Consider the following 21,745-nt stretch of genomic DNA (forward strand, 5'->3'; position numbering starts at 1 on the left):
TCAGCTCCAGGGCGCCTTGTAGCCGGTCAGCAACTCGCGCCCCTTGCGGCGCCATTTGGGTTCCTTGTCGACGGTTCGCAGGGTGACGCCGCGCAGCGCGCGGACGACGGTCCCGTACGCGCCGCTCACCGTCGAGGAGATGTGCGCGCCGGGCGGTTCGTCCATGAAGGGCATGAACTTGTCGGGGAAACCCGGCATCGTGCAGGCGATACAGATGCCCCCGACGTTCGGGCAGCCGCCGATCCCGTTCATCCAGCCGCGCTTGGGGACGTTGCACCGGACGACCGGCCCCCAGCAGCCGATCTTGACCAGGCACCTCGGGGAGCCGTACTCGGTGGTGAACTGGCCCTGCTCGTAGTAGCCCGCCCGGTCGCACCCCTCGTGGACGGTCTGGGTGAACAGCCACGTCGGGCGCAACGCCTCGTCGAGCGGGATCATCGGTGCCTGCCCGGCGACCTGGTAGAGCAGGTAGAGGAGCGTCTCGGAGAGGTTGTCCGGCTGCACCGGGCAGCCCGGCACGTTGACGATCGGCAGTCCCGCCTTGGACCTCCAGTCCCAGCCCAGGTAGTCGGCGACGCCCATGGCCCCGGTCGGGTTCCCCGCCATGGCGTGGATGCCGCCGTACGCCGAGCAGGTGCCCGCGCACACGATCGCGGTCGCCTTGGGCGCGAGCAGGTCCAGCCACTCGCTGGTCGTGATGGGCTGGCCGGTCTCGGGGTCGTTGCCGAACCCGGACCAGTAGCCCTCCTGCTTGATCGTCTCGTTCGGGATCGAGCCCTCGACGACCAGGACGAACGGGTCCAGCTCGCCACGCTTGGCCTTGAAGAACCACTCGATGAAGACATCGGCGCCCTGCGTCGGCCCGGACTCGAAGTCGATGAGCGGCCAGTGCACGGCCACCTTGGGAAGCCCGGGAAGCGCGCCGAGCACGATCTCCTCGATGCTCGGCTGGGTCGCCGCGGTGAGCGAGACCGAGTCGCCGTCGCAGCTCAGCCCGGCGTTGATCCACAGTATGTGGACGACGGGCTCCTCTTGCTCCCGAGCTCTGCCGCTCGCTGTGTCCGTCGGCGCTGCCATGACGCCTCCCACTCCTCGTGATGTCTGCGGAACGTGAAGGGGGAGGGGGCGGGGTTCTCGGGTTCTCCTCACCCGGGTTGTGCGCCCGGGCTGCCGGGCTCACCCCGGGCTGTGCGCTCGCGGTATCGGCGCCGATCCGAGCGCGTGCCAGGTCAGTTCCCGAAGGACGTGGTAGAGGGTGGTCTGCGCCTCCTGGATCCGGTGCACCGAGGAGGAGGGGACGACGAACAGGTGGTCCAGGACGCCCCGCTCGGACAGTTCGGCCAGCCTGCCGCCCCCGCCTCCGGCCAGCCCGACGGTGAGCATGCCCCGGTGGGCCGCCTCCTCGAACGCCCGGACGACGTTGGCCGACCCGCCGCTCGTGGACAGTCCGACGACGATGTCCCCCGGACGGCCCAGCGCCGCGAGCTGCCTGGCGAAGACCATCTCGAAGCCGACGTCGTTGGAGAGCGCGGTGACCACGGCGACGTCGGCGGTCAGGCAGAGGGCGGGCAGGGCCGGGCCGCGGCAGGGCCGCAGGAAGGCGGTGGCGACCTCCTGGGCGTCGGTGCTGCTCCCGCCGTTGCCGAAGCTGAACAGCCGCCCGCCCGCGACGAACCGCGCGGCCATCTCCTCGGCGCACGCCGCGAGCTCCGCCGCCGACTCCGCGCCCATCCGCTCGCGCAGCCGTACGATCTCGCCGGTCTTCTCCACGGCCGATCGCATCGCCTCCGCCTGCACCTCCGTCGTGCCGAGATCGGCCCGGCCGAGGTGCTCGTCGTGCTCGGGGTGGTCGTAAAGGAAGGGGTACAGGTCGCGCACGCCCTCCGCGGGCGTTTCGTCAAGCGCGCTCATCGCCGTCCTCCTGCTCGACGCCGTCGTCGCTTTCCTCGGGGCTCTCCTCGTCGCTCTTCCTGGCGCTTCCGCGCGCGACGACGGCGATGGCCTCCCTGGCGTGGACGAGAACGGTGTCGCCCACCGCGGGGTCGACCAGTGCCACGCTCACCTCTTCGAGGACCCCGCCCGCGTCGACGATCGCCAGGTCCCCCTCAAGCAGCCTGACCACGCTCATCGGCAGTGCCTGGTCGGAACAGGTGACGCAGACACCGTCGGTGCAGTCCTCGGGCCCGTTCACCGGTCCGCCCCTCGCGCGGGCGGACCGAGCCGGTCGAGGAACACATGAACCAGCTCCCACAGCAGGTGATAGGTGGTGACGTGGACCTCCTTGACCACGGCCGGCTCGTCGGACGCGGCGACCAGGATGTGGTCGGCCGGAAGGCGACCGGTCGTGGCGCGCACGCCCGGGGTGTGCTCGCCTGTGATGGGCCCGGTCGGGAAGTGGCCCGTCGCCCCGCGCCCCGGAGTGTCGCCCTCACCGCCGCCGGCCAGGGCTCCGGCCAGGGCGATGGTCAGCAGGCCGAGCTCCCCGGCGGCCTCCAGACCTCGCAGAACGCTCGGACACCGGCCGTCGCGGAAGATCCCCAGGGCTGTGTCGGCGGGGTCCGCCCAGTGGCGCACCTGGTGGGCGAAGACCTCGTCGCCGCCCCCGCCTTTCCGGCCGTCCCCGCTCTGCCGGTGGTCTCCGTCCTCCCCGCCTCCGGCCACGCCGTTCCCGCGATCTCCGTCGCTCTCGCGGCCCGCGTCGTTCATCGGGTCGGCCGTCGCGATGTCGCCGCTCAGCGCCACGGCGGGGAGTGCCCTCTTGCCCACGATGACCGGGTGCATGAACTCGACCGCGATGTGCGCGGCGTCCGCGCTCGCGTCGCCGAACACGATCAGCTTGCCGCCGAGACGAAACCTCGAGGCCATGGCGCGAGCGGCGCACGCGACACGTTCCACCTCACCCGTCAGAGCGCGCCCGGCGTGACCCCGTCGCGCGAAGGCGGCGATCACCGTCGACTCCGTAACCGGTATGACCACCGGTGGTGAGAGAGGCGTTGTTCGCGTACTCGGTGTGCCAGGCATGTCGACGCTCCGTATTTCTCACGGTAGTCGCCACATTACGATTGGCCGTTTCAGCCCCGACACCCCCGGCTCGACAACCAACGGCAAAGCTCTGATCATCCACGTAACCTTCCCGTCCAGATCATGCGGGCCCCGGAGGCATTCCCGTGGGGACGGGAAGGATGGCGGGATGGGCGTGGGGCGGGGAACACGGGTCAGGGTCAGGATCAGGATCGAGGGAATCGTGCAGGGGGTGGGATTTCGCCCCCACGTCCACCTCCTCGCCCGGCGCCTGAACCTGTCCGGGTGGGTGGGCAACGACGACCGGGGTGTGTTCGTCGAGGTCGAGGGGGAGCCCGGTGACCTCGAGCGCTTCCGGAAGGGCCTGCGGGACCAGGCCCCGCCGCTGGCGGCGATCGACCGTCTGACGGCCACCGAGATACCGGTACGCGGGGACCGGGGGTTTCGCATCGTGGCCAGCCGAGAGGGGAACCACCGGTTCACTCTTGTCTCACCTGATGTCGCGACATGTGATGACTGCCTGTCCGAACTGTTCGACCCCGCCGACCGGCGTCACCGCCACCCCTTCGTCAACTGCACCAACTGCGGGCCGAGGTTCACCATCATCCGGGACGTCCCTTACGACCGAGCCGCCACCACGATGGCCGGGTTCGCCATGTGCGGGGAGTGCGAGAGGGAGTACCTCGACCCGTCGGACCGCCGGTTCCACGCCCAGCCGATCTGCTGCCCGGCCTGCGGCCCGGTCCTCCGCCTCCTGGACGGCGGTCTTCGCGGCGCCTCGCACGCTCGTGATCCGGGCGGCGGTGATTTCGGTGACGGCCCGGATCCCCCTGGTCCGAACGGCGGCTCGCACGTCCACGGACCGGGTACCGGGCATCCCGGTAAGAGGCCGGACGACGGCGTCGATCCGATCGTGGCGGCGGTGCGGGTGCTGCGAGCGGGAGGCGTCCTGGCCGTCAAAGGACTCGGCGGGTATCACCTGGCGGTCGACGCCACCGACGAGGAGGCCACCCGGACCCTGCGCTCCCGTAAGCGCCGCGAGGAGAGGCCGTTCGCGGTCATGGTCCCCGACCTGCGCACCGCGCGGGCGCTGTGCGAGCTGGACGCCGAGGGCGAGCGGCTGCTCACCGGCTCCCGGCGTCCGATCGTGCTGCTGCCCCGCCGCCCAGGAGGCGCGGTGGCCGAAGCGATCGCGCCGGGCGACCGCCGCCTCGGCCTCATGCTGCCGTACACGCCGGTACACCACCTGCTCGCCGCCGAACTCGCCCGCCCGTACGTTCTCACCAGCGGAAACCTCTCCGACGAGCCCATCGCCTACCGCGACGGCGACGCGCTCACCCGGCTCGCCGGGGTCGCGGACGCCTTCCTCACCCACGACCGGCCGATCCACGCCCGCGCCGACGACTCGGTGCTGCTCGCCGTAGGAGGGGGCGCGGTGCCGCTGCGCAGGTCCCGGGGGTACGCCCCGGAGCCCCTGCGGCTCTCACCGCCCGCCCACCGGGCGGTACTCGCCTGTGGCGCCGAGCTGAAAAGCACGTTCTGCCTCGCGCGGCAGGAGCACGCCTTCGTCTCCCACCACATCGGCGACCTGGAGAACTACGAGACGCTGTGCTCCTTCACCGAGGGGATCGAGCACCTCCGGCGCCTGCTCGGCATCACCCCGGCGCTCGTCGCCCACGACCTGCATCCCGAGTACCTGTCCACGAAGTACGCCCTCGACCTGGAGGTGCCCGGGTCGGTGGACCTGACCGGCGTGCAGCACCACCACGCGCACATCGCCTCCTGCCTGGCCGACAACGGGGAGCGCGGCCCGGTCATCGGGGTGGCCTTCGACGGTCTCGGCTACGGCACCGACGGCACCATCTGGGGCGGTGAGTTCCTGGTGGCCGACCTGACGGGCTTCACCCGTGCCGGGCGCCTGGCGCCGGTGCCGATGCCCGGTGGCACCGCGGCGATCAGGCAGCCCTGGCGGATGGCGGCCGCGCACCTGCGCGCGGCCTACGGTGACGCGCTCCCCGAGGACCTGCCGGTCAGGGTCCGCCACGGCCCGCGCTGGGACGAGGTGGTCGCGGTGGCCGAGTCCGGGACGAACTCCCCCCTCACCTCCAGCGCCGGACGCCTGTTCGACGCGGTGGCGGCGATCCTCGGGCTCCGCGACACCGCCGGATACGAGGGGCAGGCCGCGATCGCCCTGGAGCAGGGTGCCGACCCCGTGGAGAAGGGCGCCTACCGGGCCAGGATCGTCGACGACGGGCCGCTTCTGACGATCCTGGCCGCGGACCTCGTCCGCGCGGTCGTGGAGGACACGCGCGCCGGGGCGGTTCCGGCGCTCGTCGCGGCCCGTTTCCACAACGGCCTCGCCGCCGCTGCCGCACGGGTGTGCGCGCGGCTGCGCGAGGACACGGGCATCGGTACGGTCGCCCTGTCGGGTGGGGTCTTCCAGAACCGGCTGCTGCTGGACGGTCTCGTCATCGCCCTCCGGCTACGCGGGCTGCGGGTCCTGACCCACCGAACCGTCCCTCCGAACGACGGCGGCATCAGCTTCGGCCAGGCCGCCGTGGCCGCGGCCCGCGACACCCTCGGCCTTTTTTGAGCGGGCACGCCGCCACCAGGCCCGGACCACCGGGCGCGCCGTCACCGGGCCTGGACAGCCCGGTACGCCGTTACCGGGCCTGGACAGCCGGGGCACGCCGCTACCGGGCCCGGACCGCCGGGCGCGCGGTTGTGGGGCCTGGACCGCCGCGCCGGGATCGTCGTATCAGGGCCGGTACGTGCCGAAGTACCAGATGTTGCCCTCCAGATCCTTGCAGGCGTAATCGCGGGAGCCGTAGTCCTTGTCGGCCGGCTCCATGGTGACCTCCGCCCCGGCCGCGACGGCCCTGGCGTGGTGGGCGTCGGGGTCGTCCACGGCGACGTAGACTCCCGGCCCTCCCGGCTCGCCCGGACTCGTCATGATCATTCCGGTGCCGGCGATCAGCTCCCCGTGACCGACGCCCCCGTCGGCGGTCGTGTGGAGCTCGTGGACCTCGAAACCGAACGCCTGGACCAGCCACTCGACGGCCTTGCCCGCGTCGCGGTAACGGACCAGTGGATACACCGTTCGCATGTTCTCTCCTCTCATGTAGTGATCACCACGATGTCACCGGCGGGAGCGTCAGGGCTTGGAAAAATCTGACCTGTGGACCTCCTCCCCGAGGGAGGTCGCGCCCAAGGTTCTTGATCACCCGATGGTGCGAGGGGGAGACGCCAGACCGCGGGGAGTGACGCCCGCCATGGCCCTGAACTCGCGGTTCATGTGAGCCTGGTCGTAGTAGCCGCAGACGGCGGCGGTGTCGGCCGGCGACATGCCGGACCTCAGGCGGCCGGAGGCGTGCTCGAAGCGCAGCACCCTGGCCGCGGCCTTCGGCGCCAGCCCGATCTGGTCGTGGAAGCGGGAGACGAGGTGGCGGTGGCTCCATCCCAGCTCGGCGGCTATCGAGGCCACGGACATGGTGCCCCGGGTGGCGACCAGCCGCTGCCACGCCCAGCCGACGCGGCGGTCGGGCAGCGGTGCGTCGCCGATGCGCGTGCTGAGCGCCTCGTCCAGCAGAGCGATCCTGACGGCCCCGTCGGGAGCCTCCGCCAGTCGCGCGACCGTGGCCGTGGCCCACCCCCCGAGAACCTCCTCCAGCGGAACCACCCGGTTGGCCAGCTCCCGCAGGGGCATCCCGAGCAGCCGCCTGGCCCCGAGCGGTGTGAGGTTGACCTGCACCCCCTCGGAGATCCCGGTCGTGGTGGTGTCGACGTAGGTGTCATGCAGGCCACCGGCGAACGAGGCCAGCCGCTGGGCGCCCTCCGGGCCGTCCAGCGTCAGCGGCGCACCGAACCCGAAGATCATGACGACCCCGGCGAACGGCGGCTGCCGCCGGGGCATGGGATCGGCGTAACGCTCGGTGTAGGCCGACAGGTGCGTGACGTAGGGCCGCAGGAAGGCTCCCGGCTCACTCTCGGTGAAGGTCAGGCCCTCGGTCACCGCCGCGTCGTTCACGCCCCGACCATAGCCGCCGCCCCCGACAGTCCGGCAGCCCCGATCATGGCCGCCGCCCCGGCGGTCCAGCCGAGCCGTCCATACGGCCCCATCCGCGCGACCCTGACCGCACGGCCCTGACTGCGCGGTCCTCGGCCGTGCGGCCCTGACCGTGCCCCGACCACGGCCACAGCCCTCGACGGTCCGGCCCCCGCGGACGTGGAGAGGGCGCGCCCGGACCCCGGACGCGCCCTTTTCCGCCGATGGCTCTCAGGCCCGCACCCTTGAGGAGGTCAGGCCGGTGTGGTAGGCGAGGAAGCTGAGCTGGTCGGAGGCGAGCTCGACGGTCTTGCTCACCGCGCGGGCCCCGTGACCGGCCTCCGCCTCGTTGCGGAGCAGGATCGGCCGCTCCGAGGCCTGTGCGTGCTGCAGGGCGGCGCACATCTTCCAGGCGTGCAGCGGATGGACCCGGGTGTCGGACTGGAAGACGGTGAACAGCGTCGCAGGGTAGGACACGCCCTCCCGAACGTGGTGATAGGGGGAGTAGGAGTGCAGCCAGGCGAACTCGTCGGGCTTCTCGGCGGAGCCGTACTCGACGTTCCACGTCGCGCCCAGGCCGAACAGCTCGTAGCGGATCATGTCGAGCAGCGGCGCCGAGCAGACCACCGCGGCGTAAAGCTCCGGGCGCTGGGTCAGGGCCGCGCCGACCAGCAGGCCGCCGTTCGAACCACCGGAGATGGCCAGCTGCGAGGACGTGGTCACTCCGGTGTCGATGAGGTGCTCGGCCGCCGCGTGCAGGTCGTCGAACACGTTCTGCTTGTTGGCGAGCATCCCGGCCCTGTGCCACTCCTCGCCCTGCTCGCCGCCGCCGCGCAACTGGGCGATGGCGTACGTACCCCCCGCCTCGACCCAGCTCAGGACGGACGCCGAGTAGCCGGGGGTCATCGAGATGCCGAAGCCGCCGTAGCCGTACAGGACGGTGGGGCGCGGCCCCTCGACACCGGGAGGGGAGATCACCAGCATGTGGACCTCGCTGCCGTCCGCCGAGAGGTAGGTCACCTGCTCGGTGGTGATGGCGGGCACCTCGATCGCGCCGGGGGAGGACGCCCAGAGCGTCGTCTCACCGGTGCGGGCGTCGTAACGCTGGATGCTCGGCGGCGTGGTGTTGTCGGTGTAGCCGAACCAGGCCTCGTGGCCACCCTCGGGGCGCTCGCTGATGCCGCCGATGGTGCCGAGACCCGGGGTCGGCACCTCGCCGACGCGCTCGCCGGTGACCAGGTCGTGGACCGAGATCTCGCTGATCGCGTGACGGGTCCAGCCCACGAGCATCACCGGCCGGTCGAGATCGTCGAGGATCGCGAAGTCGGTGAGCACGGCCTCGGGATCCTGCGGGATCAGGTCACGCCAGTTCTCGAACCGGGGATCGGACGGATCGGTCACGCAGACGCGGGCGCGCGGGGCCTCCCGGTCGGTGAAGACGTACAGGCGGCCGTCGCGGCCGAAGTGCAGGGCGCTCTGGGCGTCGACCCCCTCCTGGACGACGACCAGCTCGGGTGAGGAGGGCGAGGACGCCTGGAGGTCGGCCACCCACAGGTCGTTGCGCGGCGCCGTGCCCCTGGAGGCGGAGATCTGCAGCCAGCGGCCGTCGCGGGAGACCGCCACCCCGTAGTAGTTGGTCTTCTCCAGGCCCTCACCGAAGATCAGGACGTCCTTCTCGGTGGAGGTGCCGACCCTGTGCAGGTAGACCCGGCGGTGGAACTGCTCCTCGCCCTCGGGTACCTCGGTGGAGGGCAGTCTGCGCACGTAGTAGAAGGCCTCGCCGCCCGGCAGCCACGCCACGGGGGAGTAGCGGCACCGGTCGATCGGCCCCTCGATCCGGTCGCCGTACGCGATGTCCATCAGGTAGAGGCTCGATTCCTCGTCACCGCCCACCGAGACCTGGTAGGCGAGCAGGCGGCCCTCCTTGTCGGGCTGCCAGGAGTCGAGGGTCGTCAGCCCGGTCGGGTCGAGCGCCATCGGATCGAGCAGCGCCCGCTCGGAGCCATCGGGGTCCACGGTGTAGAGGACGGCGTGCTCCTGCCCGGGAGCGCGCCGCATGAAGAACCGCCGCTCCCCGCGCCACGTCGGTGCGCCGATCGACCCGGAGCCGAGCAACTCGGCGATCCGGGTCTTGAAGCCCTCACGTCCGGGAAGGGCGTCCAGCTCGGTCTCCAGCAGTCTCTCCTGCCCCACCAGCCAGTCCTTCGTCGCCGGATCGTCCGGGTCCTCAAGCCACCGGTAGGGGTCGGGAACAGGAACACCGTGGAGCTCGTCGACGAGCTCAAGACGGCTGGCTGGAGGATACGGCTGTCTCGTCATGGCTGGAACCCTACGACCTAAAGGCCGCGAGACGCGGCCATTGCGCGGGCGGCGTATCCGATCTGCGGCAGGAGGAGTTAAGAACTGGTAATGCGGGCATAAAACGTATCAGGTGTCTCTCCAGTCATTTATGGGTGGCGAGAACCAGGTAGCAGCAGCCAAACTTGGTGAAGGACGGTGCCGTGGTGAGCATCCGCTGGGCCGTCCGGCGGAGGTCCTCGTGACGGAAGCGCCCGGGCCCCAGGAGGGGCCGCCAGCCGGGGCACGCAGTGGCGTGCCCCCTCATGTGACACGTCGTGCGGCGGGAGAGGCCCGCTGATGCGCCAGGTCCTGCTCTTGAACGCCACCTACGAACCCCTGACCACCCTCTCCCTGCACCGGGCCGTCGTGCTCGTGCTCAGGGAGAAGGCCGATGTCGTGCACCGTGACGGGCGGGGCGCCGTGTTCCGCTCGGCGAGCCGTACGCTCGACGTCCCCTCGGTGATCAGGCTTCGGAGATATGTCCGGATCCCATATCGGTCACGGATCCCGCTGACCCGGACCGCGCTGATGCGCCGGGACGACTACCGGTGCGCCTACTGCGGCCAGCGGGCCGAGACCATCGACCATGTCATCCCGCGCTCGCGAGGCGGCCCCCACACCTGGGAGAACTGTGTCGCCTCGTGCACGACGTGCAACCACCGCAAGGCCGACCGCATGCTGGAGGAACTGGGGTGGACGCTCAACGTCGCCCCGGTGGTGCCACGCGGCGTCCACTGGCGGTTGATCGGCGCGCACATCGTCGGCGATCCCCAGTGGGCGCCCTATCTCGCGGAGAGTGCGGCCTGAGGTCCGGCACCCGATGACGAGGTCGCCGCGCCACCCGGTGGAGCGCGGCGGCCCCGTCATGCCCGGTGAGCCGGACCTTATCCGCTGGCACGGAAGATCCCCGATGGGCACAATCACCTCATGACGTGGATCTTCACCTCCGATGTCGAGGCGTATACGGGCGTGGCGGAGCCGTGGCTGCTACAGGATCCGGTTCGCAACACCCTCCTCCTCACGGTCCTGCGTGCCATACGCAACGGCCTGTGGGGTGACGACCCGCTGCTGGGACGGCTGGAGCGTGACGGCCGGGTCGTGGCCACGGCGATCCAGACGTCGCCCCACGCCCTCATGCTCCCCGCGATGCCCGCCGACACGGTGCCCGAGCTCGCCACCCGCCTGATCGAGACCGAGAGGGCGATCTCCGGTGTGAGCGGTCCGCTCTCACCGGCCGAGACGTTCGCCGCCTCCTGGTGGCGGCCCGAGGCGAGTCGCCGTGCCGAGCGCCTCTACCGGCTCGACGCGCTCGTCCCCCCGAAATCCCACGTGGCAGGGGCCTCCCGGGTCGCCGTCGCGGCCGATCTCCGCCTCCTGGTCCGGTGGAGCGAGGAGTTTCAGGCCGAGGCGAAAGGTGTCGGCGACATCGACCTGACCGCGCTGGTGGCGAGCAGGATCGCGAGACGGGAACTGGTCGTGTGGGAGGCGGGCGGGCGGCCCGTCGCGTTCGCCGGGGTCTCCGCGCCCATCGGCGGGATGAGCCGGGTCGGCCCGGTCTACACGCCTCCCGAGTCTCGCGGAAAGGGCTACGGCACCGCGGTCTCCCACGCGGCGAGTGCCAAGGTGCGGGCCGAGGGCGCCACGGAGGTGTTGCTCTTCACCGACCTGTCCAACCCCACGTCCAACTCGATCTATCAGGCGATCGGTTATCGGCCGGTGAGCGACCACGTCTCCATCACCTTCACGTGAGCGAGCGCGGCGAGCTGGGTAACCTGGGTGCCATGCCCAGATACGACTTCCGCTGCCGCGCCTGCGGGTCCACCTTCGAGATCTCCCGCCCGATGGCCCGCTCCGACGATCCGGCGCCCTGCCCCGAGGGACATGACGACACCGTCAAGCTGCTCTCCACGGTCGCCGTGACCGGGGGCTCCGCGAGCTCCGCGGGTTCCGCCGCCGCGCCCCGCCCTTCCGGAGGCGGCGGCGGGTGTTGCGGAGGCGGCTGCTGCGGTTAGGAGCCGAGGTCCGCGCGGTGGGGAGCCGGAGCCGTCACGGCGGCAGGGCTCCCGTCGCGGACTGTCACCCGGATCGGCTCGCGCCTCCGGGTGACAGCTCGAATCGAAACGGCCGGTCCGCAGCCGACAGCGTGCGACCGTGGGCTATGCGGCGGCGCGCTTGCCCTGGAAGGGCAGGAACGCCTCGGCCCGGTGCGGGCGGGCCGGCACGAAGGTGGGCTCGGTGGCGATGATCCGGTCGAACCTGAACGCCCGGATCGCGCCGCGCAGGCGGCACATCCCGACGAGATACCAGTGTTCGCGGTGAACCATGCAGGTCACCGGGTCGACGTCGCGGACGGTGACCCGCCCGGAGACGTCCTGGTAGTGGAGACGGATGACGAGGTTTGAGGTGATGGCGTTGGCGATCGTCCGGGCGCGGTCGGCGGTCTCGGCGGGCATCGGCTCGGTGAGGGTCGCCAGGGTGGTGGCGACGATGTCGTCGTCGAGCTCCATCTGCTCGAAGGCGTGACGCAGGCCGCTGCGGGCGGCGTTGGCCTGCGGACCCGACCCCAGATGCGCCATCGACAGGGCGAGGGCGGCGATCTCGGCAGTCGTGAGCGGGGCGGTGAGCTTCATGACGTTAGTCATACCCAGATAATACGTCCGAGCACTGACATTTTTTCGAACTTCCTGTCGGGTAAGGCATCTCTACCCGACAGGAAGCCCAGGTCAGCGGGACAGCTGTGACAGGTCGCGCGAGGCACCGGTGGAGGCCGAGGTGGTGAGCGCGGCGTACGCCTGCAGGGCGGCGCTCACCTGGCGCCGGCGGTCGCGCGGCCGGTAACCGCCCAGGTCGGCGAGGAGCTTCTCGCGGCGGGCGGCCAGCTCCTCCTCCGGGACCTTCAGGTCGATCGAACGGGCGGGGATGTCGATCGCGACGAGATCGCCGTCCTCGACGAGGGCGATGGTGCCGCCCTCGGCGGCCTCGGGGGAGGCGTGGCCGATGGACAGCCCGCTCGTGCCGCCGGAGAAGCGGCCGTCGGTGACCAGCGCGCAGTCCTTGCCCAGCCCCTTGCCCTTGAGGAACGAGGTGGGGTAGAGCATCTCCTGCATGCCGGGCCCGCCCTTGGGGCCCTCGTAGCGGATCACCACGACGTCGCCGGCCTTGACCTTGTTGTTGAGGATGCCCTCGACCGCGTCGTCCTGCGACTCGAAGACGACGGCCGGACCCTCGAACCGCCAGATCGACTCGTCGACCCCGGCGGTCTTGACGATGCAGCCCTCGGTGGCGATGTTGCCGTACAGGACGGCGAGGCCGCCGTCGCGGGTGTAGGCGTGCTCGGCGTCGCGGACGCAGCCCTCGGAGCGGTCGAGGTCCAGCTCCTCCCAGCGGGCGCCCTGGGAGAAGGGCTTGACGGTGCGGGCGTTGCCGGGGGCCGCGTGCCACAGCTCCAGCGCCTCGGGCAGCACCTGCGGTGACTTCGGGTCCCAGCGGTCGAGGTAGTCGCCCAGGGTGCCGCCGTTGACGGTGTAGGCGTCGCGGTGGAGCAGTCCGGCCCGGTCGAGCTCGCCCAGGATCGCCGGGATGCCCCCCGCGCGGTGGACGTCCTCGACGTGGTACTTCGCCGTGGCGGGCGCGACCTTGCACAGGCAGGGCACCCGCAGCGAGATCTCGTTGATCTCCTTCAGCCCGAAGTCGACCTGGGCCTCGCGGGCCGCGGCGAGGATGTGCAGGATCGTGTTGGTCGAGCCGCCCATCGCCACGTCCAGCGCCATGGCGTTCTCGAACGCGTTCTTGGTCGCGACGGCGCGCGGCAGGACCGTCTCGTCGTCCTGCTCGTAGTAGCGGCGGGTGATCTCCACCAGCCGGCGCCCGGCGTCCTCGAACAGCTTCCTGCGCGCCTTGTGGGTGGCGAGGATCGTGCCGTTGCCGGGGAGCGCGAGTCCGATGGCCTCGGCGAGGCAGTTCATCGAGTTGGCGGTGAACATCCCGCTGCACGAACCGCAGGTGGGGCAGGCGTTCTCCTCCATCTCCAGCAGCTCGGCGTCGGAGACGGAGTCGTCGGCGGCGGCGATCATCGGGTCGATCAGGTCGAGCTTGCCGTTGGGGGTCTTGCCCGCCTCCATCGGCCCGCCCGAGACGAAGACGGTGGGGATGTTGAGCCTGAAGGCGGCGAGCAGCATGCCCGGGGTGATCTTGTCGCAGTTGGAGACGCAGATCAGCGCGTCGGCGCAGTGCGCGTTGACCATGTACTCGACCGCGTCCGCGATCAGCTCCCGGCTGGGCAGCGAGTAGAGCATGCCGCCGTGGCCCATCGCGATGCCGTCGTCGACCGCGATCGTGTTGAACTCGCGCGGGATCGCGCCCGCCTCGCGGATCGCGCCGGCGACGACGTCGCCGACCTCGCGGAGGTGGACGTGCCCGGGGACGAACTGGGTGAAGCTGTTGGCCACGGCGATGATCGGTTTCCCGAAGTCCTCGCCGGCTACGCCCGTCGCCCGGAGAAGGGCCCGGGCCCCGGCCATGTTCCTGCCGTGCGTGACCGTACGAGACCTGAGGGCGGGCATGAGGCTTCTCCCATCATCGAAACCGTGTCTACAAATGGTACGGCTACCGCCCGGTGCGTGAGACGCCTGTCCAGGCCACGAGACATCCGGCTTCTCGCCACATGTTCCGCGAACACCGTACGAGCGTGATCGACGTACGGGGCCGGGGCGGCGAGGCGGGCGCGCCGGTCGCCGGGAGGGTTCCGGGACGACGACGGGGTACGGGGTGGGCACCGGGGCGACGGCCGGCGGGCCCGATACGGGCCCAGGGTGTTCTTCGACACTACCGAAGGTCTCCGCGCCCGGCGAACCCGGGGCGAACGGCAGCCGCGGAGAGCCCTCGATCACCTGCCGCGACGTCCACACGAAGACGTCCACACGAAAGGGAACGCGCGCTGGAGCGCGACCGGGCCCGCACTCGCGGGAACCGGGAGGGGAGGAGGACGGGAGCCGCCTGGCCGGGGCGTCGTGGCGGGGCGGGCTCCCGTCGGTCCCCGAAGGGAGAGATACGGCGGAGGTACGGGCGTGCCGGAAAGGGCTCGCGGGACAACCCGAAATCAGTTCTCCGGGTAGCGTGCGGGCAGGACCCGCTCGGCGGCCTCGAAGATCCTGTCGATCTCGGCGTCGGTGAGTGAGCGTTCCCGCTTGGTGATCCATTTACGGACACGACTGCCGTCGAATACGTCCACCTCGCGGACGTTGAGGACCTTCCAGGGGATGGCGGGGCCGTAGATCGCGAGGGACGGCACGATCGCGACCTCGTGGCCCAGCTCGGCACCGATCAGCTCGCCGGCCTGGGATGCCTCCCAGCGGGCCTCGTCGAGGCGGGGTTTCTGGTTGAACGGGCCGTGGAACAGCTTGCGGTGCGACTGGACGCGGACCGGCAGGCGCTTGTCCCACTTCTCGGAGTCGACCGCGTAGACGCCGGTGGGGCCCACGACCAGGTGGTCGATCTGCGCCTCGCTGCCGGGGATCGCGCGGGCGTGCAGGGTGCGGTAACCCCCGCGCTCCAGCCGTTTGAGCTGCATCTCCGTGCGCCGCTCCGCGACCGAGGCGCGCCGCCAGGCGGGCACGGAGGAGTTGGAGCGGGCGCGGAGCACCGTGTCGACGATCGCGGCCACCACGGCGGCGGTGAAGCCCAGCGGCCAGCTGGCCAGCAGGACGCCCGCGAGCACGCCGACGCCGACCGCGATGATGGCGCGGCGGCGCAGGTGGCGGTATTTGGGGTCGTCGAGCAGGTCGCGTAGCGAGGCGCGCTCAACAGGTGCGTACGTAGACGCTGGCGCGGCGGGTCGAGACGTCGGCCGATCTTCGGCCTGTCGGTCACTGACCCAAATCGGTGACGTAGTGTTACCGTCTTCTGGTACCTGACCGGAATCCACGTAACTCACGGTAGCTGACGTCCTCGGGGGTGCCTAGTATTGCGTATCTCATACTTTTGTGACCGCCGTCACCCGCTTGGCACTGCTATGAACCGGGTACCTTAGGGACTTTTCGCTCTGGATCACCGGGTGCCGCGCGGGGTGTGGATCACGTTCACGATCTTAACGTCCCGGGCGGCCGGCGGTCGCGGATCGAGGCCGCCACGGGGGTCTCCCCGGCCGGCGCGCCCCGCCACCCGGTGGCCCTCGACGGGTGATTCCGCGCCGGGTTACTTTTGAGGTGTGGACAGTGCGATCGAGGTCTTCGGCTTTCTCGTCGCAGTCTCCGGCGGTCTGTTCCTGCTCATCGCCCTGCTCGTGACGATGCCGGGCAGGATGCGCGACAGGGCCGCGAGGAGCACCTCGGCGGGCGCGGTCTGGCTGGGAGGCCCGCACGGCAGTGAACGGGGGATCACCGACTCGGTCCTCGTGCTCACCGAACGGCGTCCGGCGAGGGCTCCGGCGCCAGAGATCGACTGGGTATCGCTCGCGGTGACCTCCGAGCCGGGACGGCACACCGGCGGGGCGTCGGCGGCCTGGTGAACCCGGTGGTCCGGCGGATCGCCGGACCACCGCCAAACCGACAAAGGCGAGGTGACGAAGGATGCTCACCCTGACCTCGACACAGGGCGACGACGTCCGCGGGGCACTGCGCACCGCGGAACGGCGCACCGGGCTGCGTTTCGCCGCCTACCTCGGTCCGGCGATCGGACCGCGCCGCCACTTCTCCGAGCGGCTGCACGCCGCGCTGGGAGCCGACGCCGACAGGGCCGTGCTCGTCTTCGTGGACCAGCGGGGCAGGGCTCTGGAGATCGTCACGGGCTCCCTGGCCAGGGAGCGGCTGCCCGACGCGGAATGCCGCGCGGTCGCGACGTCGATGGCCGCGGTGCTCGGCCTGGGCGACCTGGTGGGCGGGCTGGTCACCGGGGTCCTGCTGCTCGCGGACCAGGCGTCGCGGCGCAGGTGATCCCGCCGGCCGGTCACACCGGGGTGGAAGTGATCTTCCCGAAGGTCCGTCCGGGCGGAACGAGGTCGGTTTTCCCGGATAATCGGCTCGTGCTGAGGATCACGAGGGACGCGCCGCCGGGTCACTTCGTGCTGAGGATCACGCGGGACGCGTCGCCGGGTCACTTTCGCAGGCGCCCCACGGCGGAACGGGAGCCGGACGGGATCCTCGACTACGTCCAGGCGACGCTCGCGGACGCCCGCAGGAAGGTCAGGGGGGAGGACGAGACGGCGGCCACCCTGCTGCTCACGACGGGCGCCGCCGCCGGTGCCGTCGTCGTCGGGCTGCTGAACGGCCACTGGAGGCCCGGCGAGCTGTCCGGCAAGGTCGAGTGGCTCTGGTGGACGAGCGTGTTCTTCTGGCTGTTGGGGATCCTCGTGCTCACCGGAGCCCTCTGCGGCCGTACCTCCGGGCTCGCGGGCAGGGTCCTGGAGCGGCGCCGTTTCTACCCCGGCACCTTCGCCCGGGACGCGCCGCCGGAGCCGGACCCCCGGCTGGGGTACGGGGTGGGGCGGCAGGGCCGTGGCGCCGAGGTCAGGGTCGACCTGCTCGTCCTGGAGATCAGGAGACTCAACGCCGTCGGGGACGCCAAGCGGCGCTTCATCCGCCGCGGCGTCCTGCTCATGATGGTCTCCATCGCCTGCTGCGCGCTGGCGGTGTTCGTCGACGGCGGGCTCTGAGCTCCTCGGGCCGCACGATCAGTGCCGCAGAAGCCTCACCAGGTGCGCGCTGGTGTCCTCCAGCAGTGTCGAGGGCTTAAGCGCCGCGCCCGCGACGGCGGAGAACAGGGAGGGCAACCCCGGCAGCGGGAAGCCGTCGTCGCTGGAGGCCTCCCCGCCCACACCGTTCTTGGCCAGGGTGGTCCTGCTGCGCTCCCATGCCTCGATGACCTCCTCGGGGGAGGGCACGCCGAATCCGTGGCCCACCGGGGCGGCGTGGCGCAACCGCACCAGCGGGGTCTCGGCGAAGGCGAGAGCCACCTGGGAGCGCAGCGCGAGGTCCTCACGGAGGTCCGGATCGACCCAGTCCATCGCGGTGCAGGGGTTGCGGCAGTCGGCCACGCAGGTGGCCAGAGCCCCGGCCACCTGGCTGTGCTGGCGGTCGAAGTAGGCGCGCCATCCCTCGGGCGGCTCCCCGGCCACGCGCAGGGTCCGGTTCGCGGCCGACTGCTCGGCCCTGGTGTGGTCGCAGTCGCGGTCGCCGATCACCCCGAACCTGCTGTCCGGCGCGGTGAGCCCCTCCGGCCAGCGCGCCGGGTCTCCGGCGTTGCCGAGCACCGGTTCGAAGGCGAGCAGCGGGAGATACTCGCTGGCGATGTGGAGGGCGGCGACCATGGGGCTCAGCTCGCGGCGGTGCCACCTGACCGCGATGACCTCCAGCAGCAGCCCGTACGCGGGCCGCAGCGACTCCAGCGCGCCGCGCGGCTGCTCGCGGGGCGTCTGCGGCATCGTGCAGGCCCGCGCTCGCCGCCGAAGGTCGTTCGGCACGGACCGTGCCTCGACGGCGAAGTCCTCCGCGTCGAGGGAGAGCAGCCGCTGGCCGAACTCGCAGACCGCCTCGATCTCGTCCGCGTCGCGTACGACACCCGAGGCGAGGGCTCCGATGTCACCGAAGGCGTATCTCCGGGCCAGGGAGATGAGCAGGTCACGCGCTGATTCCACGTGATTTACCCTCTCATGCCCCAGGGACGACGGGACAGGTGTCCACACACGGCGAGATGCGGGGTACCTCCCGCGCTTACCGGCATTCCTTCCAGTGTCCGTCAGGAACCACTTAAAACTTCACCGGGGGTCGACCCGGGCGGTGCGGGACGGCTCCGCCCGGGTCTCGCGGCCGGGTCAGGCTGCCGAGGCGTCCTTGGCGCGGGTTGTCCCGGGCGGTGTGTGATGGCTCCGCCCGGGTCTCGCGGCCGGGTCAGGCTGCCGAGGCGTCCTTGGCCTGGGCGCGCAGGGCGCGGCCGATGCCGTCGGCGCCCTCGAGCAGCAGGCGCTTGAGGGCGTGCGGCGGCTGGGTGGACGAGATGAGGTCCTGGGTCCTGGCGACCGTCTCGGGAGAGATGCTCAGCGCCGGGTAGCAGCCGTTCGCGAAGTTCTGGGCGCTGTCGGAACTCCAGGACGCCCAGATCCCGCCGATCTCCTCGAAGTACTTCGCCCCGTACGGCTCCAGCAGCTCCGGGTGGCGCGGGTCCATGAAACCGGCGATCGTCGAACGGAGCAGCGCCCCGCTCAGCTTGCCCTCGGTGATCGCGGTCCAGGCGTTCGCCTTGCCCTCGGCGGTCGGGATCGCGGCGCCGCAGAGCGCGGCGGAACGCTCGCCCGTCGCGGTGGCGTCGCGCAGCAGCTCCTGGGCGATGTCCTCCTCGCCGAGCAGGCCGCCGGAGACCAGGGCGCCGGTCAGCGTCCAGCGCAGGTCGGCGTCGACGGTGAGGCCGTCGAGCACCGTCTCCCCGTCCAGCAGCCCCTTCAGGAACGCCAGGTCCTCGGTGGAGGTGGCCACGGCCGACAGCGCGTTCAGGTAGGCGAGCTGGTGGTCGGAGCCGGGCGCGGCCTCGCCGACCAGGCGGCGCAGCGCGGAGGCGAGCCTGGCCAGGCCCTCGGGGCGCCAGGCGGGGTCGCCGTACTGCTGGACGGCGAGGCGGGCCTGGCGGAGCAGGGTCTGGGCGACGGTGATGTCGGTGACCGACTCGATGTTGGAGACGACCAGGGTGAGGTAGTCGCGGGTGGCCATCTCGGCGTCGCGGGTCATGTCCCAGGCGGCCGACCAGCACAGCGCGCGGGGCAGCGACTCGGTGAACCTGGCGATGCCGCCCTCCGTCAGGGTCCGCAGCGACCGCTCGTCGAGCCTGACCTTGGCGTACGTCAGGTCGTCGTCGTTGATCAGGATCAGGTCCGGCTGGACCTCGCCGACCAGTTCGGCCACGGCCGTGCGCGCGCCGACGACGTCCAGCTCGACCCGCCTGACACGGACCAGCTCGCCGTCTCGCAGGGAGTACAGGCCGATGGCGACGCGGTGCGAGCGCAGCGTCGGGTAGTCGGCCGGGGCCTCCTGGAGGACGTCGAACTCCAGGAAACGGCCCTCGGGGTCGACGGTGAACGAGGGGCGCAGCGTGTTGACCCAGGAGGTCTCCAGCCACTCCTTCGACCAGGAGGACAGGTCGCGTCCCGAGGTGCGCTCCAGCGCGCCGAGCAGGTCCGCGAGCGTGGTGTTCTCCCAGGCGTGCTCGTTGAAGTAGTCGCGGACCCCGGCGAGGAAGTTGTCCAGGCCCACGTAGGCGACGAGCTGCTTGAGGACCGAGGCGCCCTTGGCGTACGTGATCCCGTCGAAGTTGACCTCGACCGCGTGCATGTCGACGATGTCGGCGGCGATCGGGTGGGTCGAGGGCAGCTGGTCCTGACGGTAGGCCCAGGCCTTCTCGACGTTGGCGAAGGTCGTCCAGGCACCCTGGCCCCAGCGGGTGGCCTCGGCCTGGCAGAGCACCGAGGCGTAGGTGGCGAACGACTCGTTCAGCCACAGGTCGTCCCACCAGCGCATGGTGACCAGGTCACCGAACCACATGTGCGCCATCTCGTGCAGGATCGTCTCCGCGCGGCGCTCGATCACCGCGTCCGTGACGCGCGAGCGGAAGACGTAGTCCTCCAGGAAGGTCACGCAGCCCGCGTTCTCCATCGCCCCGGCGTTGAACTCGGGGACGAAGAGCTGGTCGTACTTCCCGAACGGGTAGCGGACGCCGAAGATCCGGTGGAAGAAGTCGAAGCCCTGCCTGGTGACCTCGAAGATGTTCTCCGGGTCGAGGTGCTCGGCGAGCGAGGCCCGGCAGTACAGGCCCAGCGGGATGCCGTCGTGCTCGGAGGTCACCTTGTGGTAGGGCCCGGCGCACAGCGCGGTGATGTAGGTCGACATCACCGGTGAGGGCGGGAAGTGCCAGCGCTTGGCGGCCTGGAGCGCGCCGTGCCTGCCGTGGTGCTCCGGCAGCTCGTCGGCCGCGTCGGGCGCCGTGTTGGAGATGACCTCCCAGTGGGAGGGCGCGAGCACGGTCAGCTCGAAGGAGGCCTTGAGGTCGGGCTGGTCGAAGCATGCGTACATCCGGTGCGCGTCGGCCGTCTCGAACTGGCTGTACAGATAGACGCTCTTGTCCACCGGGTCGACGAAGCGGTGCAGGCCCTCGCCGGTGCGGCTGTAGGAACAGTCGGCGTCCACCCGCAGCTCGTTGGTCTCGGCCAGGCCAGGCAGCGGCAGCCGTCCGGTCTCCAGGTCGTAGCCGCTCACGTCCAGCTCGACGCCGTTCAACACCGCCGTGCGCACCTTGGCGCCGGCCAGGTCGACGAACGTCTCCGCACCCGGCCGGGTGCTGGTGAAGCGAACCGTGGTGACGCTCTCGAAGCGCTCCTCACCCTCGGTCAGGTCGAGCTCCACCGCATAGGACTGCACACTGAGCAGCCGTGCGCGCTCGCGCGCCTCGTCACGGGTCAGATTGCCTGCCACTACCGCTCCCTCTTCACAACTTCCCCCGCTCCATTGCTAAGGGGTGACTGAATCCTGCCACGTAAGGCCGCGGGCCGCCGCTTCACCTCGGACTGCGGACTGGTACCCCAGATCCGAGAATAAAGAGGCATGTCAAGGTATTAATCCACCTGTGGAATAGGGGACTCCGCTCTCCGGGTTGTCGCTACCGAAGAAGCCTCACGACCAGGAAGCCGGAAAAGATGACTGAGCGAACCCCTGTCGATCTCTGGTTCGATCCCTTCTGCCCGTTCGCGTGGATGACCTCCCGCTGGTTGCTGGAGGTTGAGAAGGTACGGCCGATCGAGCCGCGCTGGCACATCATGAGCCTCAACGTGCTGAACGAGGACAAGGACGTCCCGGACAGCTACCGTGAGTTGATCGCCAAGGCCATCGGCCCGGTCCGGGTGGTCACCGCCGTGCAGGAGAAGTACGACTCCGAGACGGTCGGCCGCCTCTACACCGAGCTCGGCACCCGTCTGCACAACCAGGGCAGGGCCAGGGAGCTCGACACGCTCCGTGAGACGGTCGAGGAGGCGCTGGAGGCCGCGGGGCTCGACCGCGCCTTCGCCGACGCGATGGACTCGACGGAGTTCGACGAGGCACTGCGCGCCTCGCACAACGACGGCATCGACCGGGTCGGCCAGGAGGTCGGCACTCCGGTGATCTCCGTCGAGGGCGTCGCCTTCTTCGGCCCGGTCATCTCGCCCGCTCCCAAGGGCGAGGAGGCGGGCAGGCTCTGGGACGGCGTGCGCCTGGTGGCGGGCACCGACGGCTTCTTCGAGCTCAAGCGCTCCAGGACCCGGGAACCGATCTTCGACTGATCCGCCTCTCCGATGTTTCCGCCCGCCGTGCGCGACCGCGGCGGGCG

The 21,745-nt window shown here is 70.8% G+C and carries 20 protein-coding genes; 8 read left to right on the top strand and 12 right to left on the bottom strand.

Annotated features, from left to right (window positions below):
- From ABT352_RS35830 to ABT352_RS35845, 4 genes are all read right to left on the bottom strand, one after another.
- Complete coding sequence (locus tag ABT352_RS35830) at positions 1–1,077, bottom strand: NADH-quinone oxidoreductase subunit B family protein (protein ID WP_350949473.1); 1,077 nt, start codon at positions 1,075–1,077, stop codon at positions 1–3.
- Positions 1,078–1,176: 99 nt separating this feature from the next.
- A complete protein-coding gene (locus ABT352_RS35835; protein ID WP_350949474.1) occupies positions 1,177–1,911 on the bottom strand; it encodes a D-sedoheptulose-7-phosphate isomerase in 735 nt (244 codons plus the stop codon).
- On the bottom strand, positions 1,898–2,191 hold the full coding sequence (locus ABT352_RS35840) for a HypC/HybG/HupF family hydrogenase formation chaperone (RefSeq protein ID WP_350949475.1): 294 nt from the start codon (positions 2,189–2,191) through the stop codon (positions 1,898–1,900). Before ABT352_RS35840 ends, ABT352_RS35835 begins: the two co-directional genes overlap by 14 nt.
- Entirely contained in the window at positions 2,188–2,865 is a 678-nt protein-coding gene (locus tag ABT352_RS35845; RefSeq protein WP_350949476.1) for a phosphoheptose isomerase, read from the bottom strand. The genes ABT352_RS35840 and ABT352_RS35845 overlap by 4 nt, the downstream gene beginning before the upstream one ends.
- 325 nt (positions 2,866–3,190) lie before the next feature.
- Between ABT352_RS35845 and hypF the strand changes: the two genes are divergently transcribed.
- Positions 3,191–5,614, top strand: a complete 2,424-nt coding sequence (gene hypF / locus ABT352_RS35850) for a carbamoyltransferase HypF (RefSeq protein WP_350949477.1) — start codon at positions 3,191–3,193, stop codon at positions 5,612–5,614.
- Between the two features lie 165 nt (positions 5,615–5,779).
- Here the strand turns inward: hypF and ABT352_RS35855 are convergent, their stop codons facing one another.
- The 3 genes from ABT352_RS35855 to ABT352_RS35865 form a co-directional block, all read right to left on the bottom strand.
- Positions 5,780–6,127 carry a VOC family protein gene (locus tag ABT352_RS35855; RefSeq protein WP_350949478.1) on the bottom strand — a complete coding sequence of 116 codons (348 nt, stop codon included), beginning with the start codon at positions 6,125–6,127 and terminating at the stop codon, positions 5,780–5,782.
- Positions 6,128–6,241: 114 nt separating this feature from the next.
- Entirely contained in the window at positions 6,242–7,048 is an 807-nt protein-coding gene (locus ABT352_RS35860; RefSeq protein WP_350949479.1) for a helix-turn-helix domain-containing protein, read from the bottom strand.
- A 249-nt stretch (positions 7,049–7,297) separates the two neighbouring features.
- Positions 7,298–9,385 carry a prolyl oligopeptidase family serine peptidase gene (locus tag ABT352_RS35865; protein ID WP_350949480.1) on the bottom strand — a complete coding sequence of 696 codons (2,088 nt, stop codon included), beginning with the start codon at positions 9,383–9,385 and terminating at the stop codon, positions 7,298–7,300.
- Positions 9,386–9,703: 318 nt separating this feature from the next.
- On the opposite strand from ABT352_RS35865, the gene ABT352_RS35870 reads away from it, so the two are divergent.
- The 3 genes from ABT352_RS35870 (at position 9,704) to ABT352_RS35880 (ending at position 11,418) form a co-directional block, all read left to right on the top strand.
- Positions 9,704–10,213 carry an HNH endonuclease gene (locus ABT352_RS35870; protein WP_329084484.1) on the top strand — a complete coding sequence of 170 codons (510 nt, stop codon included), beginning with the start codon at positions 9,704–9,706 and terminating at the stop codon, positions 10,211–10,213.
- Between the two features lie 120 nt (positions 10,214–10,333).
- Positions 10,334–11,155, top strand: coding sequence for a GNAT family N-acetyltransferase (locus tag ABT352_RS35875; protein ID WP_350949481.1), 822 nt, complete (start codon positions 10,334–10,336; stop codon positions 11,153–11,155).
- 32 nt (positions 11,156–11,187) lie between these two features.
- The gene (locus ABT352_RS35880; RefSeq protein WP_350949482.1) at positions 11,188–11,418 is read left to right on the top strand and encodes an FmdB family zinc ribbon protein; all 231 of its coding nucleotides are present in this window, start codon (positions 11,188–11,190) and stop codon (positions 11,416–11,418) included.
- Positions 11,419–11,562: 144 nt separating this feature from the next.
- On the opposite strand, the gene ABT352_RS35885 is transcribed toward ABT352_RS35880, so the two are convergent.
- The 3 genes from ABT352_RS35885 to ABT352_RS35895 all read right to left on the bottom strand — a co-directional run bounded on the left by ABT352_RS35885 (position 11,563) and on the right by ABT352_RS35895 (position 15,329).
- Complete coding sequence (locus ABT352_RS35885; protein WP_350949483.1) at positions 11,563–12,048, bottom strand: helix-turn-helix transcriptional regulator; 486 nt, start codon at positions 12,046–12,048, stop codon at positions 11,563–11,565.
- 81 nt (positions 12,049–12,129) lie between these two features.
- Complete coding sequence (ilvD, locus tag ABT352_RS35890; RefSeq protein ID WP_350949484.1) at positions 12,130–13,968, bottom strand: dihydroxy-acid dehydratase; 1,839 nt, start codon at positions 13,966–13,968, stop codon at positions 12,130–12,132.
- Positions 13,969–14,504: 536 nt separating this feature from the next.
- Positions 14,505–15,329 carry a nuclease-related domain-containing protein gene (locus ABT352_RS35895; protein ID WP_350949485.1) on the bottom strand — a complete coding sequence of 275 codons (825 nt, stop codon included), beginning with the start codon at positions 15,327–15,329 and terminating at the stop codon, positions 14,505–14,507.
- A gap of 282 nt (positions 15,330–15,611) precedes the next feature.
- Here ABT352_RS35895 and ABT352_RS35900 point away from each other — a divergent pair, with 282 nt between their 5' ends.
- The 3 genes from ABT352_RS35900 (at position 15,612) to ABT352_RS35910 (ending at position 17,054) form a co-directional block, all read left to right on the top strand.
- Positions 15,612–15,911 carry a hypothetical protein gene (locus tag ABT352_RS35900; protein WP_350949486.1) on the top strand — a complete coding sequence of 100 codons (300 nt, stop codon included), beginning with the start codon at positions 15,612–15,614 and terminating at the stop codon, positions 15,909–15,911.
- 61 nt (positions 15,912–15,972) lie between these two features.
- Positions 15,973–16,335 carry a DUF5130 family protein gene (locus ABT352_RS35905; protein ID WP_350949487.1) on the top strand — a complete coding sequence of 121 codons (363 nt, stop codon included), beginning with the start codon at positions 15,973–15,975 and terminating at the stop codon, positions 16,333–16,335.
- An 89-nt stretch (positions 16,336–16,424) separates the two neighbouring features.
- Positions 16,425–17,054, top strand: coding sequence for a Pycsar system effector family protein (locus ABT352_RS35910; protein ID WP_350949488.1), 630 nt, complete (start codon positions 16,425–16,427; stop codon positions 17,052–17,054).
- 18 nt (positions 17,055–17,072) lie between these two features.
- Here ABT352_RS35910 and ABT352_RS35915 read toward each other — a convergent pair whose 3' ends face one another.
- Together ABT352_RS35915 and pepN are read right to left on the bottom strand one after the other, a co-directional pair.
- A complete protein-coding gene (locus tag ABT352_RS35915) occupies positions 17,073–18,035 on the bottom strand; it encodes a hypothetical protein (RefSeq protein WP_350949489.1) in 963 nt (320 codons plus the stop codon).
- Between the two features lie 253 nt (positions 18,036–18,288).
- The gene (pepN, locus tag ABT352_RS35920; RefSeq protein ID WP_350949490.1) at positions 18,289–20,856 is read right to left on the bottom strand and encodes an aminopeptidase N; all 2,568 of its coding nucleotides are present in this window, start codon (positions 20,854–20,856) and stop codon (positions 18,289–18,291) included.
- 221 nt (positions 20,857–21,077) lie between these two features.
- Between pepN and ABT352_RS35925 the strand changes: the two genes are divergently transcribed.
- Positions 21,078–21,698, top strand: coding sequence for a mycothiol-dependent nitroreductase Rv2466c family protein (locus ABT352_RS35925; RefSeq protein ID WP_350949491.1), 621 nt, complete (start codon positions 21,078–21,080; stop codon positions 21,696–21,698).
- Positions 21,699–21,745 lie beyond the last annotated feature (47 nt).

This window comes from Streptosporangium sp. NPDC000563 (assembly GCF_040299985.1).
In the GTDB taxonomy this organism is placed as follows: Bacteria; Actinomycetota; Actinomycetes; order Streptosporangiales; family Streptosporangiaceae; genus Streptosporangium.

Excerpts from the sequence above, each read along its gene's own strand:
- ABT352_RS35905 (WP_350949487.1), top strand. The coding sequence starts at position 15,973 with ATGCTCACCCTGACCTCGACACAGGGCGACGACGTCCGCGGGGCACTG.
- ABT352_RS35885 (WP_350949483.1), bottom strand. The coding sequence starts at position 12,048 with ATGACTAACGTCATGAAGCTCACCGCCCCGCTCACGACTGCCGAGATC.
- ABT352_RS35925 (WP_350949491.1), top strand. The coding sequence starts at position 21,078 with ATGACTGAGCGAACCCCTGTCGATCTCTGGTTCGATCCCTTCTGCCCG.
- ABT352_RS35880 (WP_350949482.1), top strand. The coding sequence starts at position 11,188 with ATGCCCAGATACGACTTCCGCTGCCGCGCCTGCGGGTCCACCTTCGAG.
- ABT352_RS35830 (WP_350949473.1), bottom strand. The coding sequence starts at position 1,077 with ATGGCAGCGCCGACGGACACAGCGAGCGGCAGAGCTCGGGAGCAAGAG.
- ABT352_RS35845 (WP_350949476.1), bottom strand. The coding sequence starts at position 2,865 with ATGGCCTCGAGGTTTCGTCTCGGCGGCAAGCTGATCGTGTTCGGCGAC.
- ABT352_RS35870 (WP_329084484.1), top strand. The coding sequence starts at position 9,704 with ATGCGCCAGGTCCTGCTCTTGAACGCCACCTACGAACCCCTGACCACC.
- ABT352_RS35855 (WP_350949478.1), bottom strand. The coding sequence starts at position 6,127 with ATGCGAACGGTGTATCCACTGGTCCGTTACCGCGACGCGGGCAAGGCC.
- ABT352_RS35875 (WP_350949481.1), top strand. The coding sequence starts at position 10,334 with ATGACGTGGATCTTCACCTCCGATGTCGAGGCGTATACGGGCGTGGCG.
- ABT352_RS35865 (WP_350949480.1), bottom strand. The coding sequence starts at position 9,385 with ATGACGAGACAGCCGTATCCTCCAGCCAGCCGTCTTGAGCTCGTCGAC.
- ilvD (WP_350949484.1), bottom strand. The coding sequence starts at position 13,968 with ATGCCCGCCCTCAGGTCTCGTACGGTCACGCACGGCAGGAACATGGCC.
- hypF (WP_350949477.1), top strand. The coding sequence starts at position 3,191 with ATGGGCGTGGGGCGGGGAACACGGGTCAGGGTCAGGATCAGGATCGAG.
- ABT352_RS35835 (WP_350949474.1), bottom strand. The coding sequence starts at position 1,911 with ATGAGCGCGCTTGACGAAACGCCCGCGGAGGGCGTGCGCGACCTGTAC.